Below are 18,258 nucleotides of genomic sequence, written 5' to 3'. Positions count from 1 at the left end.
GACCCATGCGCAGCTTCACCAGCAAAATCCCGATAGGGCTGATTTACAGCCGCTTGCTTATCGGTATTTTGCTGGTGGGGCTCAGTTGCTACCACGTTCCACACTACGGCCCCCTTGCCATCGGGCTGTTGGTGGTGGCCGTGCTCACCGACGTGTTCGACGGCGTGGTGGCCCGGCAGCTGGGTATTTCGACGCAGCGCCTGCGGCGGCTCGATTCTACTATCGACCAGGTATTCTGGCTGCTGGTAGTGGGGGCCACGTACGTAGCCTGCTCCGGCTTCTTTGCTGCGAATAGCTTGCAGCTCAGTATATTGCTAGGGTTGGAAGCCTTGACCTACGCGGTTTCTTTTTTGAAATTTCGCAAGGAAGTAGCTACCCATTCCTTCGCGGCCAAAGGCTGGGTACTGGTGTCGCTGGCCACGCTGGTGCAGGTTTGCCTGAGCTGCCAATCGGGCTGGCTGTTTCAGCTGTGCTTTTGGGTGGGCGTACTATCGCGGCTCGAAATAGTAGGTATCTTATTGGTACTGAAGACCTGGGCCAGCGACGTGCCCACGCTCTACCACGCGGGGCGGCTGCGGCAGGGCCGGGCCATTAAGCGGCACAAGCTATTTCATGGCTAAGCGCACGCTTGCCGGCTCACAGCAGCAGCACGTCGATGCGGTGGGCGTGCACCCGGCCCAGCGCTTCCGACCACGAGAAGACCGTGAAATTGCCGTCCTGCGAGGCTACCAGCGACACCGCGTCGTGCTGGTCGTGCACAAACTGGGCGGCGGCCAGGTGGCGGGTGCCGCCGTTTTTGGCGGGGTGCAGGGTGGTGGCGCTGCTGCCCACCACGGGCTCGGTGAGCACGATTTCCTCTACTGAGGTGCCGTCGGTGCGGCGGGTTACTTTGGCCCCAAAGGCCAGCAGCTTGTAGTCGCGGGTGAGCACGGTGGCCCCGTCTACGGCGGTATAGCCACCCACTATCTCAATGGCATCCAGCAGGTTCTCCTGCCAGTCGCGGTGGCTGCGGTCGGCGCCGGTGAGCAGGTCGGCGATGCCCGCGAAGGCCGGCACCACGGGGTAGCCCAGCGGCTGCACCACCGAGGCCCGCCACGCCTCCGAGCCGGGTGGCAGCAACAGCAGCAGGCCGCCGCGGCCGTGGGCGCGCATGGCGCGGGCCAGCTCCAGCAGCACATCTACCGACCGGCCGCCGGGCGCGGTGGCCGGGCACGGAATGGCGGGCAGCGACTCGCGCAGTGTGGGGTAGTCGGCCAGGCCCATGGTATCCTCGTCCACCACCCTTATCTGGTCGCCCCGCAGCACGGCCACGTTGATGAACTTGCCAAAGCCATCGGCCCGGCGGTGCTTGGCCACCAGCAGGCCCGGCTCCACCACTTCCAGCACAAAGCACACCGGCGGCACCTGGCTGGCCGTGCCCCAGATGTAGAGACCCTCCGCGTCGAAGCTCACCCCCAGGTGAATGCCGGGATGCTCCACGGCCGGCGCTAACTTGATGAGTACCTGCGGTGTGAGGCGCAGCCGGTGCCCAAACAGCAGCGGCTGCCCGGCCGCCTCGGGCTCCAGCAGCGCCAGCGAAATGCGGGGCGGGCGGCCCTCCTCGCGCCGCAGGCTGGCCCAAAACGCCACGTCGATGATGGCTTCGAGCAGCGCCGCCGGCGGGGGTGGGGGCAGGGGCGGGCCGCCTAGTTGCGCGGCGTCGGTGCGGTGCTGGGCAAAGTGAGCTTCGAGGGCGGGGGCCACCATGCGGGCGGCCAGGTAGGTAGGTTCGGAGAGCATAGAAAAAACGAGGGGCGGCCAGCTGCGCAAAGCCTGCTACCGCGAAGCAGTAGAACAGCCAGGCAGGAAAATCGCTTGGCACCCGCCCAAAATCACTTGAAAGCAAGCTTTTTGCTAAATTTACTTTGAATTACAAAGTTCTTTACAATACCTTTGCCGGCCGGGTTGCTGCCGCCGTTGCTGGCGGCGTGCGGCGGCGGTGCCGCCACTTATTCACCGTTTTATTAGCCTTTGCTTATGCACAACCTGCTCAATGCCAAATGGCTATTGCTGCTCAATACCCTGCCGCTGCTGCTGCTGGCGGCGCTAGGCTACGGCGAGTTTTCGGTGATTGAAACGCTGCTGCCGGCCGCCAGTGTGGCCGTGTGGCAGCAGCTAGCGCTGGGGCTGGCGGCCCTGGGTGGGGCCACGCTGCTGCATGCGGCCTGGCAGTGGCGGCGCGGGCTGCCGCTGAGCAGCCGCTACGCGGGGGCCGCGCTGGTGGCCTACGTGGCGTACCTGGCCTGGTACACCAGCAGCAGCGAGGTGGTGCTGCCGCGCGATATTCCGCGCTGGATGGTGCCCACCGATTTGCTCGTCTACGTCTGGACCTTCCTCATGCCCACCCTGGCCCATGCCCTGCTGGTGCTGGTGGTGCGCAGCGTGCCCGCCGCCCGGCCCCAATCGGTGCTGCCCAGCCTGGGGCTGGCGGTGGCCATTCCCGTGGGTGGGTGGCTGGTGCTGGGGTTGCTGAGCACGCTTTTGGGTAGCTGGGTCAACGGCTCCTGGCTGGATGGGCCGCTGCTGCTGGCCGGGCTGGTGGTGGGGCCCCTCACGTTCCTGTTTTTTCTGGTGCGGGCCGCCTATCTCTTCAGTCTGCGCCGCGACGATGAGTTTACCATTATCTGGAAAGTACTCATTACCTTAGTATTACCTCTGTTAGGCTTGCTCGTGAACACGGGCATGCTGCTGGGGGGCGTGGGCAAGCAGAGCGGCATTTTTGGTAATTTCAACACGCCGTGGTTCTACGGGCTGGCGGTGCTCAACGGGGTGCTGCTGTGCCTGCCGGCCCCGGCGCGGCCGGCCGGGCGGCTGGCGCTGCTGGGGGCGCGCAGCGTGTTGCTGGGCTACACGTGCTACTTTTTTCTGGTGTTTCTACCGTTTTTGCCGCTGTCGCTGCTGGCCGTTATCGCCATTGGCACGGGCTTTCTGATGCTTGCGCCGCTGGTGCTGCTGGTGGTGCACGTGCGCCTGCTGGCCGAGGATGTGGTGGCCGTGCGGCCCCACTTTGCGCGCTGGGTGCCGCGCGCCGTGCTGGTGGGCGGGGCTACCGTGCTGCCGCTGCTGCTCACCGCCGACTACTACCACGCCCGCCGCACGCTGCACGCGGCGCTGGCCTACGTGTACACCCCCGATTATACCAAATCCTACGACCTCGACGCCGCGACCCTGGCCCGCACCCTGGCCACCGTGCGCCAGCACAAAGACCACGGCCGCGACCTGTTTATGGGCAGCCAGCAGCCGTTTCTCTCCACGTATTTCAACTGGCTGGTGCTGGACAACCTGCTACTCTCGGAAAGCAAGCTCACTACGCTGGAAAGCGTGTTCGGCCTGGGCGATACGCGGGTAGATGCCTGGAATTCAGGCATGTTTACCGCTACTGCCGCCGCGCCCGCGCCGGCCGCGCTACGGCACCTCACGGCCCGCAGCACCTACGATGCCCGCCAGCAGGCCTGGGTGAGCTGGGTCGATGTGGAGGTGGGCAACCCCAACCCGGCGCAGCCAGCCGGCGAGTACCGCACCACGTTTGCGCTGCCGGCCGGCTGCTGGGTGAGCGATTATTACCTCGACATCGACGGCCGCCGCGAGCCGGGCATTCTGGCCGAAAAGAAAGCCGCCGACTGGGTCTACACCCAGATAGTGCACCAAAACGACCGCCGCGACCCCGGCCTGCTCGCCTACGCCGGCCCCGACCAACTGCGCCTCCAGGTGTACCCGGTGGTGGAAAATACCCCCCGCCGCACGGGGGTGCAACTCACGCACAAAGAGCCCGTTAGTTTACTGATTGACGGGCAAACGGTGCAACTGGGCCGCCCCGGTTTGGTGGCCCCCACCCCCGCGCCAGTGGCCACGCCCGGCGGGGCGGTGGTGTACCTGAGCGCGGCGGCCAAGCAGCAGCTACCGCTGGTGCAGCGCCGGCCCTACTACCACTTTCTGCTTGATGTGTCGGCGGCGGCGCAGGTTCGAAAAGAGGCTTATAAGCAGTGGGTTACCACTTTTATGGCGCAGTACCCGAGCGCTGCGCCGGCCCGCTTCACGCTCGTGAATACCTACGCTACGCCCGTGCCGGCCGGGGCCGACTGGCGGCAGCAGCTCGACGGCTTTGCCAATGCGGGCGGCTGCTACCTCACCGGGGCCGTGCGCCGCACGCTGGCCGAGGCCCAACTGCACCCCGCCGCCAGCTACCCGGTGCTGGTGGTGGTCACCGATTCGCTGACCGGCACCGTGCTCGACCCCGATTTTGCCGATTTGGCGGCGGCCTACCCCGAGGGCGATACGTTTCTGGTGCTGGGAGAGGGCAAAATACTGGAAGCACAGGGCCAGGTTACCGGGCATTCGCTGCGCGCCGCTTCGGGCGAGGTAGTGCAAAATGCTGTTAATCAGGCCGAAGCAAAACCAGGCGTGCGGGCCTGGCCTACGGCCGCGCAGCCCCGCGCGTACCTGCCCAACGACGGCCGCGCCAGCGTGGTGCTGAGCCAGCCGGCCGCCGCGCTGGCCGTGCCCACCGCCGCGGCCTCGCGCTGGCAAACCGGGCTGCTGCTGCGCGGCTACGCCCAGTGGCAGGCGCTGCACCCCGCCGCCGCCGATGCCCAGCACCTGGCCTTCATTCAGGCCAGCTTTCGCAGCCGCCTGCTCACGCCGCTCACCGCCTTCCTGGCCCTCGAAAACCAGGCCCAGAAGCAGGCGCTCTACCGCAAGCAGGCCCAAACGCTGGCCGCCAACGCCAGCCTCGATACCCAGGAGGCCGCGCCGCCCAGCACCGCCACCGCCGTGCCCCTCGACGACTATGCGCCGTGGCTGCTGCTGCTGGGCGTCGGGCTGGGTAGCTGGTGGCTGCGCCGGCCCCGGCTGGCGGGGTAGGGGCGGGGCGGGCCAAGTAGGCGTATGTTTGCCCACTCATCATCCCGTCCTCATGAATCCATCTGCTCGCACCGCGCCCCAGGGGCCTTCCGCCGCTTTTATTATCGCCTCTTGGGTGGCACTGCTAGCCGGCATGGCGGCCTACAACATTGGCCTCTGGAACGCCCAGATGGTGCTCAACGAAAAGGGCTACTACTTCACGGTGCTCATGTACGGGCTGTTTTCGGCCGTGTCGGTGCAAAAAAGCGTGCGCGACCGCCAGGACGGCATCAACGTCACCAACATCTACTATGGCTTGAGCTGGTTTTCGACGGTGCTGGCCATTAGCCTGCTGGCCGTGGGCCTCTGGAACGCCACGCTCACGGCCAGCGAGAAAGGCTTCTACGCTATGTCCTTCTTGCTGAGCTTATTCGCAGCCATTGCGGTGCAAAAAAACACCCGCGACACGCAAGGCCTGGCCCGCCCCAACCGCGAGGAGCCGCTTGCCTAGGTACCTCGCTGGCGTGGCCCCGCTGGTAGCCCTGCTGCTGGCGGCGTGCCTGTCGTTCTGGCTGTCGCCGGCCCCGCGGGGCCAGCCCGACGTCGAGTACTGGGGCGAATACGTGCACCTGGCTCCCGGCCTGGGATTTGTGGTCAACCACGACAGCCACGGCTACATGCTGGTGGCCCAAGAGCCGCGCCGGCTGCTGCTGCCGCAGGAGGTGCGGCAGTCGCGCCCGCTTTATGCCCTGCTGGGCGCGGCCGTGGGCTACCCGCTCACGGCCGCGTTGCGCCTGGCCGGTCGGCACGGCCTGGTGCTGCCTTTTTACCCCGAAGACCCGCGCATTGCCGGCTACTACGCCGGCTTTGTGCTGCTCAATGGCCTGGCCTTGCTGGCTGGTATGCTGCTGCTCAGGCATTTGTGCAGGGTGCTGACGGCCGGCCGGGGGGCGGCCTGGCAATTCTACGCCCTGGCGTGGGTGCTGGTAGCCAATCCCATCACGAAGGCTTTTTTCTGGACGGCCCACCAGCAGATGTTCGCCTTTCTGGTGCCGCTCTTTTGCCTGGCGCTGGCGCTGCGGGTGGGGCGGGGCTGGCTGCGCGGCGGCCAGCTGGCGGGCCTGGCCTGCGCGCTGGGGCTGCTGCCACTGGTGTATGGCAGCTTCGTATTGGCCTGGCCTGCACTGGCTTACGGCGTGGTGCGGGCGGCCCGGCTGGCACCGGCGGGCGGGCGGCGCTGGCGGCTGGTAGCTACCCGCCTGCTGCTGAGCGGCCTGCTCTTCGGTCTGCCCACCTTGCTATGGATTGCCTTGCTGCGCACCCAGGGCACCACCTACTACAACCACGAGGCCGCGCGCTTTCACCAGCTGGTGTGGCTGCCCGAGGCCTGGCCGCTGCCCTGGCCCGAGTTCACGCAGGTGGTGGCAGCCAAGCTGGCGGCCTACGCGGCCAGCCTGGCCGTTATGAGGTGGTGGCTGCTGGCCGGGCTGGGCCTGCTGGGCGCTACCTGGTGGCGGCTGCGGCCCCGTAGCCAGCCAGTGCTACCTGCCGGTACCGGGCCGGCGCTGAGCTGGGTTTTTGGGTGCTTCGTGGTGTTTTTTGCCCTGCTGGGCTACTACCCCGAGCGGCTGGCCTACACGCTGTTGCCACTGGTGCTGTGCCTACTGGCGGGCCTGCTGCCGCATTGGCCGGCCCGCTACGCGCGGCCGGCGGTGCTGGCTGGGGCCGCCGGCTGGCACCTCTACGTGCTGCTGAGCTACGGCCCATTTTCGTAGCTTTTACCAGATAACATATTGATAATCAATATGTTATAGTGTACTCCGCATTGCAAGCCCCAGCGAGTGCGACTCCGCTGGGGCTAACGAACGCGTTGACGCAATGCCTCGCTGGAGCTTACAAATGCGTTGGCATAACGCCCGTTGGGGCTGTGCAAGCGCGGCTGCCTTAGCGCCTTGTAAAAGTCGGGTACTATACTCGTCGCGAAGTGAGTTGCGAAAACAGTGCGTAAAAAGTCCTAAACTTGCGTCATGGAATTAAGCCTAAGCCCTGCTGAGCGCCAAGCGCTACGCACCCTGCAAGGGCGGTGTGGCGAGCGAGCGGACTATGTGGCGGTGACCGTGGTGCTGCTGCTGGACAAGGGTCGTTCGGTCGCCAGTATCGCCGATGATTTAGGCGTGTCCGTGGCCACGGTCTACCGCTACACCAGGGCCTACCAGGCCCAGGGATTGGCCGCTTTCCGCAAACCCGACACGCAGGCCGGGGGCTACTGGGGCCTGCTGACCAGCGCCCAGCTGGCGCACCTGTGTCAGGAGCTGGGCCGCCACCTCTACACCGATTGTCGGCAAATCGCGGACTGGCTGGCGCTGACCTGCCAGGTGCAGTATTCCGTTTCGGGTCTGACGGACCTGCTGCACCGCCTGGGCTTCTCCTATAAATTGACCACTGCGGTGCCCTGCGAGGCGGACGCAGCCCGGCAGCACGCATTTCTGGCCGACACCTTACGGCCGTTGCTGGCTCAGGCCGAAGCAGGCACGGCGGCGGTGTATTTTGCCGATGCCGCTCACCCCACCCACAACACCCGCGCCACCCACGTCTGGACTGAGACGGGCAAAGAACGGCCCCTGCTCACGGTCAGCGGCCGCGAACGCGTCAATCTCAATGCGGCCCTGAATGCGGTGGTCGCTACCGAGCTCTACCTCGATGAAACCGACTGCGTGAATGCTCAAAGCACGCGTCGGCTGTACGAGCAGCTGCTCGAAGCCCACCCCCAAGGCCCGGTCTATGTCGTCTGCGACAACGCCCGCTACTACAAAAATAAGGCCCTTACTACTTGGCTGGTCGACTCCCGCCTGGTACAGGTTTTCCTGCCCCCCTATTCGCCTAATCTGAATCTGATAGAGCGCTTCTGGAAATTCCTGCGCCAAAAAATCATCAACACGGCTTTCTATCGCACCAAAGGCGCGTTCAGGATGGCCGTGCTCGACTTTTTCACCCGGCTCGACGAGTTTGGGCCTGAACTCGCGTCCCTGCTCACCCGCAATTTTCATATTCTCGACGCGCAACCCGCTTCGTGACGAGTATAATATAAAAATATATTAATCAGCGCTTTGTAAATAAACGCTAAACGTGGTGCCCTCGCCTGGCTGGCTGGCCACCTCGATGTGGCCGCCCTGTGCCTGCACCAGCCGGTTGACCAGGAACAGGCCTACGCCCGTGCCCGACGCGGCATCGGGGTGGAAGCGGCGAAACAGCTGAAACAGCTCGCCCTGGTGGCGCTCCAGGTCGATGCCGAGGCCATTGTCCTGCACCTCTAGCACGGGGTGGCCGGCGGCCAGCCAGGTGCGCAGGCGCACCTGCGGGGCGCGGCCGGGGTGGCGGTACTTGAGGGCGTTGGCCAGCAGGTTGAGCAGGATGGTGCGCAGGTTGCGCGGCGAATAGCTTAGCACGGGCAGGGCCTCGAAGCAGCTTATTATAACGGCTTTGCTATCAAGTATTTGCACATGCAGCGACTGGGCGATTTCGGCCACTATAGCGGCCAGCGCTACTTGCTCGATAGGCTCGGCGGCGGGCTGGCGCTCTTCCTGCACCACGCTGGCCAGGTCGGTAATGGTAGTGGCCAGCACGCGCAGCGAGTCATCGGCCAGGCTCCACATTTTGGGGGCGAGCGGGTCCGCAAAGGTGGCGGTGGCGCGCAGCTCGTCAAACAGCCCGCGCAGGTTGTTCACCGGCTGCTTGAGGTCGTGGCTGGCCGCGTACACGAAGTTGTCGAGGTCGGCATTGGTGCGGGCCAGCAGCTTGTTGGCGGTGGTGAGCTGCGCGTTTTTGGCGTTGAGGGCACGGCGGGTTTCCTCCACCATTTCCAGCGAGTCGCGCAGCTGCTGGTTCATGGCTTGCAGCTCGTGGTGGTAGTTGGCCTGGTACTGCCGCCACTCGTTTTTCTCGATGGCGTGCACCACCGTTTTGGCCAGCAGTTCGGGGTCGAACTGCTGCTTCACCAGGTAGTCGAGTGCGCCCATACCCAGGGCCTGCACGGCCAACTGCTCGTTGCCACCGCCCGTTATCATCACCACGCACAGGCCCTCGGGCGGGGCCAGCTGTTTGAGCTGGGCCAGCAAATCGAGGCCGTCTACGTCGGGCAGGTTGTAGTCGAGCAGCACGCAATCGGGCTGCTCGCTCGCAAACAAGGCCATCGCCTCCTGCCCCGAGGAAGCCTCGGTAATTTCCACCCGCTCGTGGCCCAGCTGCTTGCCTAGGTAGCGCCGGTAAAGATGCCGGTCTTGCGCATTGTCATCAACAAGAAGAATTTTCTTCACTTTACACGCGCAGAAGTTAGCTCCTCAGTTCAACCCCGGCAGCTCCGAGGCTCCGAGCCAGTAATTGATAGTGAGCCGGATTTTTTCCTCCAGTGCGCTGTACTCAAGCGGCTTGGTAAGGTAGCTGTTGGCCCCCAGGCGGTAACAGTCCTCGATATCGCGCGAGCTGGAGGAGGTGCTGAAAATAATAACCGGAATGGTGTGCAGCTGCGGGTCGCGCTTGAGGCTTTCGAGCACGGCCCGCCCGTCGGTGCCCGGCAGGTTGAGGTCGAGCAGCACCAAGGCGGGCAGCGTGGCCGGCCAGCCCACCGCCTTGCCATAGCCCTTGAGGTAGGTGAGGGCCTGGTCGCCGTCTTCGCAGCGCAGCACGGGGTTTTGGAGGGCATGCTTGCGGAAGGCGCGCCCCAGGGCGGTGAAGTCCTCGTCACTGTCCTCAACTACTAAAATGGGTTTTAATGAACTGATAATCAAGGCGTAATCAACTTAATTATAAAACGGGTAGCTGCCTGGGCAGGGAAAAGTAGAAGGTAGCTCCCTGGCCTAGCTCGGACGCAACCCACAGGCTGCCGCCCTGCTTCTCCACCATTTTTTTGGCAATGGCGAGGCCAGCCCCGGTGCCGCCGCCATACTTTTCCTGGGCATGGAGGCGCTTAAATAGCTTGAATATCTTTTCGTGGTGCCGGGGGGCAATCCCGATACCATAATCGCGTACGTAAAAAATATGAAAATCGGCTGAATTGGCCGGGCCGCCCGGCACCACCACGCCGCTGCCCACTACGCCAATGGTGACGGCCTTGGCGGGCTGCTCGCTATACTTTATGCTGTTGGTGAGCAGGTTACTCACTATTTCCTGTAGCCACACGTACTCGCCCAGCACCGTGGGCAAGGGGCCCGGCACCGCAACCGTGGTCTGGGTTTGCTCCAGGCGCGGGTGCAGCAGGTCGAGCACGCCGGCCACCACCTCATTCATGTCTACTTCTTTGAAAACCAGCTCGATGCTTCCCACGCGCGCGAGCTGGAGCAGGCCCTCAATCAGGCCTTCCATGCGCTGGCTGAGGCGCACCAGGGTTTGAAGCTTGCTCACACCGTCGGCATCTAGCTGGTCGGCATAGTCTTCGAGCAAAAAAAGCGAGTAGTTGTGAATACCTCGCAGCGGCTCCTTGAGGTCGTGCGAGGCCACGTAGGCAAACGAATCCAGCTCCTCGTTGCTGCGCGCCAGCTGCGTGTTGAGGTGCTGCAAGGCGCGGGCGCGGGCGTGCAGCTCGTTGAAAACCTTGAGGCGCACGTCGGAGATGTGCAGCCTGATTTCCTGGGCCGCCGCCAGCTCCAGGGGCTGCCAGGGCAGGGCCGTGTTCTCGACCAGCTGCTTCCAGGCCTCAAACGACTGCCGGGGCGACATAAACAGCTCGCCGCTGGCCAGCTGCTGCACTTTTTCGTGCTGGCCGGCCCAGGTCACGGTTTGCACCAGCTCGGGCCGAAACCACAGCAGGTAGTTGCCGGGGGCCTCCGACAGCGCCGCCGCCAGAATGCCGCTGGCGGTGCCGCGAATGGCCAGCCCCGCCGGGTTGAGGCTGGCGTAGGAATTGGTGTGAAACACGTCTTGCCGCGCGTGGGCTTGCAGCCAGGCCAGCAGCTCCTCAAGCTGGGGGCGGCTGGGCGTGTTGCCCAGCATAACCAGCTCGCCATCAAAGCAAATGGCCGCGCCGCCGCAGTCCAGCACATCGGCCAGGGTAGGGGCGTGCTTGTAGAGGCCCTCCACGAAGTTGGGCGTGTGCGAGAGGTGCGTAAACAGCCGCGCCTGCCGCTCGCGCAGGCGCAGCTGGTACCCCAGGGCGTCTTGCTGCTGCTTGGAGCCGAGCAGGGCCGAAAACGTTTTGGCAATAAACTGGCACAGCTTGCGCAGCTCGTAGCTCACTAGCCAGGGCGTGAGGTGGTGGCAGGTAATCATGCCCCACAGCTGCCCGTCCTGAATGAGCGAGAGCGTCATGGTGGCCGCCGAGCCCAGGTTGTGCAGGTACTGAATATGAATGGGCGACACACTGCGCAGCACCGCGTAGGTCATGTCGGGCGGGCGGCTGGGGCGGCCCACTGGCAGCGCCACCAGGCGGGCCGGCACGTAGCTGGCATCGGGGATAAAGCGTAGCCAGTTGAGCAAGTACATGGACCGCGCCTGCTGCGGAATGTCGCTGGCCGGGTAGCGCAGCCCCAGCCAGGGGGCCAGCCCGGGGCGGGTGGCCTCGGCCACCACCTCGCCGCTCTCGTCGGGCGCAAAGCGGTAGATGGCCACCCGGTCGAAGCTGGTGAGGGCGCGCACCTGGGCCACGGCCTGCTGGCAAAAATCGGCCACTGAGCCCGCGGTCAGCATGTGGCCCAGCGCCGCGTTGAGCAGGGGCAGGTCGAGGGTGGCGGGGCCACTCTCCGCCACGGGCTCAAACTCCAGCCACAGCAGCTGGTCGTGGCGGTGCATGATGAGCTTGTAGAAGGGCTGGCCCGCCACCAGGTCGAGGCGCACGCCCAGCAGCTGGTGCGTGGCGGTAAGGGTGGCCAAGCACGCCTCCACCTCGGCCATGCGGGCGGGGGCCAGCAGCCGGCCCAGGCCCGCACCCAGCAGGCTGGCGGGGTCAACACCCAGCAAATCAGCGGTATTGTCGCTCACGTAGACCACGCGCCGCGTGCTTTCGTCGAGGCACAGCAGGAAGCCGTAGGGCTGAATGGCGCCCGGAATGTGAATCGGCTCGCGGTCGCAGTTTGTGAGGGTAATGGCCTGGTCAAGCAGGCGCTCGTCGGGAAGGCTCACGGGCGGGCCAGCCAGGCGGCCAGCGTTTGAAAGGTGACAATGGCCGACTGCACCACCTCTGCCTCCTCCTGCCCGGGCGTGGCCGTGGCCGCCAGCAGGTGGCAAAACGATTTCCAGCGCGGCCCGGTAAGCGGCCCCGCGCCGGTAAAAAACCGGCCCAGGTCGAGGCCCGCCTTGGCCAGCTGGCGGGCCAGCACCTGCCCGCCCAGCGTCGAGCCTTCGAGCACGTACATGGCGCCCAGCAGCTGGGGCCGGGTGGCGAGCGGCGGCAGGGCCGGGCACAGCGGCAGCTGGTGGGCGGGCACCCGCAGGTCTTCCAGAATGAGGTGCGCCCGCAGGCGCCCGGGTATTTCCCAGGCGGGGCCCAGGGCCGGGGCGTGGGCCAGTAGCTGGGTTTCGTAGGGCCGCATGAAGCCGTACATATCGGCCAAAAACCGGGTGGTGGCCGCCGCGCCGGGCGTGCCCGCCCCCAGCGCCCGGTTGAACTCGTTTTGCTCCACGGCGTCGTGGTAGGGGCGGGTTTCGGCGCGCAGGCGCGCCAGCAGGCCGGAAGAAACGGGGGCGATACTCAAATGCGAAAATTAAACGAACAGAAATCGCAAATTAGCCCCAAAAACCCGGCGCTTCCGGCGCAGTGGCGCTAGTAGGCTAGTTGTTAACAACATAAGCCTGCCCATCGAGCTGATGGACAGGCTTATGCACATTAGTACGGAGGAGCCTGACCAAAAGCCGGGCCGCCGGGCTTAGCGGTTTTTGCGGGTGCTCTTTTTGCCACCCGTGATGATGGGCACCGGCGTAGACGTGGCCGTGCCGGCCGCGTTGCGCGAGCTCACCAGCACGTAGTAAGTGGTGCCGGGCTCCAAGCCATCGACCGTGATGCGGTGCTGGGTGGTGAAGCCTTCCACGAGGCGCTCCTGGGTGAGCTCGGTGGCCGAGGGGCCAAATTTGAGGCGGGTATCGCCGGGGTAAAGCGTGGTGTATTCGAGGGTGAAGCTTTGGGGCGTGGTGCCCACCGGCACGGGCTCGCCGGTGATGCGGGGCACGCCGCCGCCGCGCACGATGTCGCTGGCCAGGCGCGGCAGCAGCTGGTAGCCACCCGTGCCACTGGGTGAGAACTGGCTTAGAATACCGCGCACGTCAAACGTCTCACCCTTAGGCACTGCCGAGTCGATGAGGCCGGTAGGGCCGGTGCTGGCATTGGTGATGCGCAGCAGGGCGTTTTTGTCGCCGTCGAGCAAAAAGTTGGAGTTGGCCGACAGCGTTTCTACGGGTGTGCCCGTGGAGTTGGTGAGCTGCGACACGCCCGTTATTTCGAGCAGGCGGCCCTCGTTGGCCTCCACAAAGGCGCTGGCTACGTCGGCCATGGGCACCTTGAGGGGGTGCAGCGTCCGGCCGCCACTTATTTTGTGCACCGCCGTGATGGGGTCCATCTCCAGCAGGTTGTTGTAGCTCTTGAGCTGGCCGGTCACTTGCAGGCTGTCGCCGGCGCGCAGCTCATCGAAGCCCGGCACGCGGGTGGGCAGGGCGTAGAGGGCCAGGCCCGCCTCGCCATCCTGCACGTAGCGCAGGCCGCCCAGCTCGGGGCCGTTGAGCACTACCGCCCGTATCGTAACCGTGGCACCCGCGCCCAGCGCCCGCGCCGCCTTAATCGACTGCACGACCGGGCCGGGGGGTGGCGAAGCGGGCTTGGGGCCAGGCCCAGCCAGGCTGCCAAGTAACGTAGCGATAACTAGGGGAGTAACAAAAACCATAGGAGGAAAAAAATAGAACTGCTTACAAAAAGGACGGGTAAACTACTGTGCAAAACTAGTAGGCAGGCACTTAAAGAAGGTTAAGGCAGGATTAAAAATGTTGCTATTCCAATAATAGGCTCATTTACAGAATATTAACTTCGGGATGCAGCTCAATGCCAAACTGCGTGCCCACGGCCCGAATGATTTCCTCGGCCAGTGCGCGCAGCTCCTGGCCGGTGGCCCCGCCGTGGTTCACCAGCACCAGGGCCTGGCGCTCGTGCACGCCGTGGGTGCCCGCGCCCGCCCCGCGCCGCAGCCCCTTGAAGCCGGCCTGCTCGATGAGCCAGCCAGCGGGCACCTTCACGCCGCCCGGCACCGGGTAGCCGGGCAGGCCGGGGTAGCGCCCTTTCAGCTCGTCGAACTTGGCTTGCGACACCTCGGGGTTTTTGAAAAAAGAGCCCGCGTTGCCAACCTCGGCCGGGTCGGGCAGCTTCGAGCGGCGGATGTGCACCACGGCCTCGCTCACGTGGCGGGCGGTGGGCTCGCTTTCGATGCCCAGCTCGGCCAGCGTCTCGCGAATGGCCCCGTAGCTGCTGTTGGTGGGCCGGGCGGCGGCGGCGCGGTGCAGCCGCAGCACCACGGCCGTTACCACAAACTGGTTTTTGAGGGCGCCCTTAAACACGCTTTCGCGGTAGCCAAAGCCGCAGGCCTCCTTGCCAAACACCCGCAGCTCGCCGGTGCTGATTTCCAGCGCCTCCAGCCGCTCAAAGGTGTCTTGCAGCTCGGCCCCGTAGGCCCCGATATTCTGGAGGGGTGCCGCGCCCACCGTGCCCGGAATGAGCGAGAGGTTTTCGACGCCGCTCAGGTCTTCGTCGAGGGCGTAGGCTACCAGGCCGTGCCAGCTTTCGCCGGCCCCGGCGCGCAGCAGGGCGGTGTGCGTGTCGGCATCTTCGCCGCTGATTTCGAGGCCCATCAGTTCGTTTTTCAGCACCACACCGCCGAAGTTTTGGGTGAGCAGCAGGTTGGAGCCGCCGCCCAAAATGAGCAGCGGCCCGGCCTGTACCTCGGGCTGGGCCAGCAGCTCGCGCAATGATTCTACCGAGGCGAAGCGCGCAAAGTAGCGGGCCTGCACATCGAGGCCAAAAGTGTTGTAGGGGCGGAGCGAAACGTTTTCTTCGAAGAGCGGCATGGGGCAAAGGTCGGCAAGTAGCGGGGACTCTGCGAGTCCGCGCGTAGAACGATTGCGTGAACGCCCCCACGCGCGGACTCGCAGAGTCCGCGCTACATTGCCGCTATGGACCCCAAAACCGCTACCCGCTACAGCAAATTTCTCAGCCAGCACCTGCGCCACCAGCCCGAGGCCATTGGCCTGACGCTGCAAGCCGGCGGCTGGGTAGCCGTGGCCGACCTGCTGGCCGCCTGCGCCGCCCACGGCTATCCCCTCACCCGCGACGAGCTCGACGACCTGGTGGAAGACAGTGATAAGCAGCGCTTTGCCTACGACGAAGCCGGCCAGCGCCTGCGGGCGCAGCAGGGCCACAGCGTAGCAGTTAACCTGGAGCTGGTCCCGGCTACGCCGCCCGCCGTGCTCTACCACGGCACGGCCCCGGCCGCGTTGCCCGCCATTCGGGCCACCGGCTTGCAGAAAATGAGCCGCCACCACGTGCACCTCACCGCCGACGAGGCCACGGCCCGCCGCGTGGGCCAGCGCCGGGGCCGCCCCGTGCTGCTGGCCGTAAACGCCGCCGCGTGGCACGCGGCCGGCGGCGTGTTCTACCGCTCGGGCAACGGCGTGTGGCTCACCGAAGCCGTGCCGCCGCAGTACTTGGAAGGTCTGGATGCCTGATGTTTAGAGCGGTTTATGGGTTGGTGTATAGTAGCGCGGATTTTCATTCCGCGAGTGGAATAGCCCGTTCACTCGCGGACTGAAAGTCCGCGCTACTTCTACTTCTGTACCCTAACTCTGCTACTGAGGCACGTTGGCCTTCACGAAGAAGCGGGCATCGGCGCGCACGTTCGTGGCCTGGGGCAGAGGTTGGGCCAGCTCGGCGGTGGTGAAGAGCGTGTAGGTATTGGTGCGCAGGTAGAGGTCAAACTTATTGCCGCTGGGCGTGAGGCGGATGGTGGTTTGGCCGGTGGGCACGGGGCTGAGCGAGGCCAGCAGCGTTTTGCTGTTGCCGCTAGCATCGGTGTCGATATAGAGGCTGATACTCTTCAGAAAGTCAAAGTTTTGCGTGCTGGGGTCGGTAACGGTGAGCGTGAGCTGGTCGAGGGTCACATCCTGCACGTAGTTGGCGGTGGTCTTGTTGCTCGCGTAGGTGCTCGTCGAGTTCGACGCCACCGCAATGGCCGGGAGCGTAAGCACCGTGTTCGTGAGCGGCCCCGTGGCCGGAATAGTAAAATTGGTAGCGTCGTTGACGTTGAACGTGAGCATGCCCAGCAGCTTTTTACAGCCAATGGCCCCTAGCAGCAAAAGGGGCAGGAGCCACCAGATTTTGGGAGACAGGATATTTTTCATGGCTGATTGGCAGGCAATAGTCGTGCGTAAAAGTAAAGTACTCTGCATCAGGTGGTAAGCAGCCCGGTACTGCCCCGCGTAGGTGGCCAGTGCCAGCCGGTGGTGCGTTGGGCAAGGCCAAACGATACGGAACCAGGTAAAAAGAAGTCCGCTGGGCTGGCTGCGCCGCTAACTGCGAAATAAGCAGCAAATTTGTTCTTTCCCGCCACTCTGCCCATGAAAAACCTTTTGCTTAGCGCAAGCCTGCTGCTGGCCAGCCTCACCGCCGCGGCCCAGCCTACGCCCGCGCCCACGCCCCGCCAGCTTTACCCCGGCCTGTTCGAGGCCGTGCAAATGGGCCGGGTGTATCCCGATGGCAAAACATTCGTGGATGCCCTGCCCACCGCGCCGCCGCCCGAGGTGATGGCCGCCTACGAGCGCCTGCGCGGCCAGCCGGGCTTTGCTTTGCAAGCCTTTGTGAAGCAGTATTTTACGGCGCCCGTGGCTGGTACCGATTTGTACCGCAGCAACATCGGGGCCGGCATTCGGGCGCACCTCGACACGCTGTGGACGGTGCTGAGCCGGCCGGCCCAGCTGCAACCCGTGCCGTATTCGTCGCTGCTACCGCTGCCCCGGCCCTACGTGGTGCCGGGCGGGCGCTTCCGCGAGATGTACTACTGGGACTCGTACTTCACGATGCTGGGCCTGCGCGAGGCCGGCCGCACGGCGCTGGTGCGCGATATGGTGGCCGATTTTGCCTCGCTCATCGACCGCTACGGGCACATTCCCAACGGCACGCGCACTTACTACATCAGCCGCTCGCAGCCGCCGTTTTTTGCCCTCATGGTGCAGCTGCTGGCCGAGAGTGAAGGAATTGGCAGCCAGGCGTATACCCAGTTTCGGCCCCAGCTGCTGAAAGAACACGCCTACTGGACCGCCAACGGCGCTAGCCCCGCGCCCGGCACCGCCGAGCGCCTGGCCGTGCGCATGCCCGGCGGCGAGCTGCTGAGCCGCTACTGGGACGACAGCGACCAGCCCCGCGAGGAGTCGTACCGCGAAGACGTGGAAGCCGCCAAAACCAGCGCCCAGCCGCCGGCCGAGTTCTACCGCAACGTGCGCGCCGCCGCCGCCTCGGGCTGGGATTTCAGCTCACGCTGGTTTGAGCCCGGCCAGGGCCTGGGCACCATCCGCACTACCCGCCTCGTGCCTGTGGACCTCAACTGCCTGCTGCTCACCCTGGAGCAAACCCTGGACCGGGCCGCCCGCCAGGCCGGCGACTCGGCCGAGGCCTTTCGCTACCGCCAGCTGGGCCAGCGCCGGGCCGGCGCCATCCGGCGCTACTGCTGGGATGCCAAGGCTGGCTTCTATACTGATTATGACCTCGATAAGCGCCAGCCCACGCTGGCGCGCACGCTGGCGGCCGCGTTCCCGCTGGCCTTTGGGGTAGCCACGCCCGCCCAGGCCAGCCAGGTGGCGGGCCACCTGCGGCAGGAGTTTTTGCGGCCCGGTGGCCTGCTCACCACCCCCGTGCCCAGCGGCCAGCAGTGGGACGCCCCCAACGCCTGGGCCCCTCTCGAATACATCGCCATCGTGGGCCTGCGCCGCTACGGCCAGCACGCCCTGGCCGATACCATCGCCGACCGCTGGACCCGCCTCAACGTGCGCGGCTTCGCGCAGACCGGCAAGCTCCTCGAAAAATACAACGTGGAGGCCACCGGCCCCGCTGCCGGCGGGGGCGGCGAGTACCCCCTGCAAGACGGCTTCGGCTGGACCAACGGCGTGCTGCTGACTCTCGAAAACGCCCGGCAGCGCGCTAAAACGGAGCCGGCTCCGCGCCCGGCTATTGTGCCTAGCCCCGCCCGCAAGGCTGCGGATAAACGCCGGATTGCGCCGATGCGGTAACTTATTGTACAATAATAAGTTGTATTAAATTATTTGCTTTGAGGCCGCCTTGCTACCTGAGGTAATTGCCTGCTGATTGCAGCCCCACCCCCGGCCCACGCCGCTTGATGCGCGGAATCCTGCGGGGGAGGGGAGCCT

Annotated in this window: 15 protein-coding genes; 7 read left to right on the top strand and 8 right to left on the bottom strand. The window is 65.2% G+C overall.

The window, feature by feature from the left end; all coding sequences use genetic code 11:
• The first annotated feature begins 5 nt into the window (after positions 1–5).
• Positions 6–620: a CDP-alcohol phosphatidyltransferase family protein gene (locus QMK33_RS02845; RefSeq protein ID WP_283563034.1), complete on the top strand. Its 615-nt coding sequence runs from the start codon at positions 6–8 to the stop codon at positions 618–620.
• A 16-nt stretch (positions 621–636) separates the two neighbouring features.
• Here the strand turns inward: QMK33_RS02845 and QMK33_RS02840 are convergent, their stop codons facing one another.
• The gene (locus QMK33_RS02840) at positions 637–1,779 is read right to left on the bottom strand and encodes a putative sensor domain DACNV-containing protein (protein ID WP_283563033.1); all 1,143 of its coding nucleotides are present in this window, start codon (positions 1,777–1,779) and stop codon (positions 637–639) included.
• Positions 1,780–2,016: 237 nt separating this feature from the next.
• Between QMK33_RS02840 and QMK33_RS02835 the strand changes: the two genes are divergently transcribed.
• The 4 genes from QMK33_RS02835 (at position 2,017) to QMK33_RS02820 (ending at position 7,952) form a co-directional block, all read left to right on the top strand.
• Positions 2,017–4,899 carry an MSEP-CTERM sorting domain-containing protein gene (locus QMK33_RS02835; RefSeq protein WP_283563032.1) on the top strand — a complete coding sequence of 961 codons (2,883 nt, stop codon included), beginning with the start codon at positions 2,017–2,019 and terminating at the stop codon, positions 4,897–4,899.
• Between the two features lie 52 nt (positions 4,900–4,951).
• The gene (gene yiaA, locus QMK33_RS02830; RefSeq protein ID WP_283563031.1) at positions 4,952–5,389 is read left to right on the top strand and encodes an inner membrane protein YiaA; all 438 of its coding nucleotides are present in this window, start codon (positions 4,952–4,954) and stop codon (positions 5,387–5,389) included.
• Positions 5,382–6,653 (top strand): hypothetical protein, encoded by a 1,272-nt coding sequence (locus QMK33_RS02825; protein ID WP_283563030.1) that lies wholly within the window; start codon positions 5,382–5,384, stop codon positions 6,651–6,653. Before yiaA ends, QMK33_RS02825 begins: the two co-directional genes overlap by 8 nt.
• Before the next feature lie 252 nt (positions 6,654–6,905).
• Positions 6,906–7,952 carry an IS630 family transposase gene (locus QMK33_RS02820; protein ID WP_283563029.1) on the top strand — a complete coding sequence of 349 codons (1,047 nt, stop codon included), beginning with the start codon at positions 6,906–6,908 and terminating at the stop codon, positions 7,950–7,952.
• A 21-nt stretch (positions 7,953–7,973) separates the two neighbouring features.
• Here the strand turns inward: QMK33_RS02820 and QMK33_RS02815 are convergent, their stop codons facing one another.
• The 6 genes from QMK33_RS02815 to murB form a co-directional block, all read right to left on the bottom strand.
• The gene (locus QMK33_RS02815; RefSeq protein ID WP_283563028.1) at positions 7,974–9,191 is read right to left on the bottom strand and encodes a sensor histidine kinase; all 1,218 of its coding nucleotides are present in this window, start codon (positions 9,189–9,191) and stop codon (positions 7,974–7,976) included.
• Between the two features lie 24 nt (positions 9,192–9,215).
• Positions 9,216–9,662 carry a response regulator gene (locus tag QMK33_RS02810; protein ID WP_283563027.1) on the bottom strand — a complete coding sequence of 149 codons (447 nt, stop codon included), beginning with the start codon at positions 9,660–9,662 and terminating at the stop codon, positions 9,216–9,218.
• A 16-nt stretch (positions 9,663–9,678) separates the two neighbouring features.
• The gene (locus QMK33_RS02805) at positions 9,679–11,988 is read right to left on the bottom strand and encodes an ATP-binding protein (protein ID WP_283563026.1); all 2,310 of its coding nucleotides are present in this window, start codon (positions 11,986–11,988) and stop codon (positions 9,679–9,681) included.
• Positions 11,985–12,560: a biliverdin-producing heme oxygenase gene (locus QMK33_RS02800; protein ID WP_283563025.1), complete on the bottom strand. Its 576-nt coding sequence runs from the start codon at positions 12,558–12,560 to the stop codon at positions 11,985–11,987. The genes QMK33_RS02805 and QMK33_RS02800 overlap by 4 nt, the downstream gene beginning before the upstream one ends.
• A gap of 171 nt (positions 12,561–12,731) precedes the next feature.
• Positions 12,732–13,739: a hypothetical protein gene (locus tag QMK33_RS02795; protein WP_283563024.1), complete on the bottom strand. Its 1,008-nt coding sequence runs from the start codon at positions 13,737–13,739 to the stop codon at positions 12,732–12,734.
• 124 nt (positions 13,740–13,863) lie between these two features.
• Complete coding sequence (gene murB / locus QMK33_RS02790) at positions 13,864–14,910, bottom strand: UDP-N-acetylmuramate dehydrogenase (RefSeq protein WP_283563023.1); 1,047 nt, start codon at positions 14,908–14,910, stop codon at positions 13,864–13,866.
• Positions 14,911–15,015: 105 nt separating this feature from the next.
• Here murB and QMK33_RS02785 point away from each other — a divergent pair, with 105 nt between their 5' ends.
• Complete coding sequence (locus QMK33_RS02785) at positions 15,016–15,567, top strand: RNA 2'-phosphotransferase (protein ID WP_283563022.1); 552 nt, start codon at positions 15,016–15,018, stop codon at positions 15,565–15,567.
• A 120-nt stretch (positions 15,568–15,687) separates the two neighbouring features.
• Here the strand turns inward: QMK33_RS02785 and QMK33_RS02780 are convergent, their stop codons facing one another.
• Complete coding sequence (locus tag QMK33_RS02780; RefSeq protein ID WP_283563021.1) at positions 15,688–16,239, bottom strand: hypothetical protein; 552 nt, start codon at positions 16,237–16,239, stop codon at positions 15,688–15,690.
• 216 nt (positions 16,240–16,455) lie between these two features.
• Here QMK33_RS02780 and treA point away from each other — a divergent pair, with 216 nt between their 5' ends.
• The gene (gene treA, locus QMK33_RS02775) at positions 16,456–18,120 is read left to right on the top strand and encodes an alpha,alpha-trehalase TreA (RefSeq protein ID WP_283563020.1); all 1,665 of its coding nucleotides are present in this window, start codon (positions 16,456–16,458) and stop codon (positions 18,118–18,120) included.
• Positions 18,121–18,258 lie beyond the last annotated feature (138 nt).

This window comes from Hymenobacter sp. H14-R3, from assembly GCF_030063445.1.
In the GTDB taxonomy this organism is placed as follows: domain Bacteria; phylum Bacteroidota; class Bacteroidia; order Cytophagales; family Hymenobacteraceae; genus Hymenobacter.
Note: the sequence above shows the minus strand (reverse complement) of the source record. Positions and strands in the feature narration are given on the sequence as shown.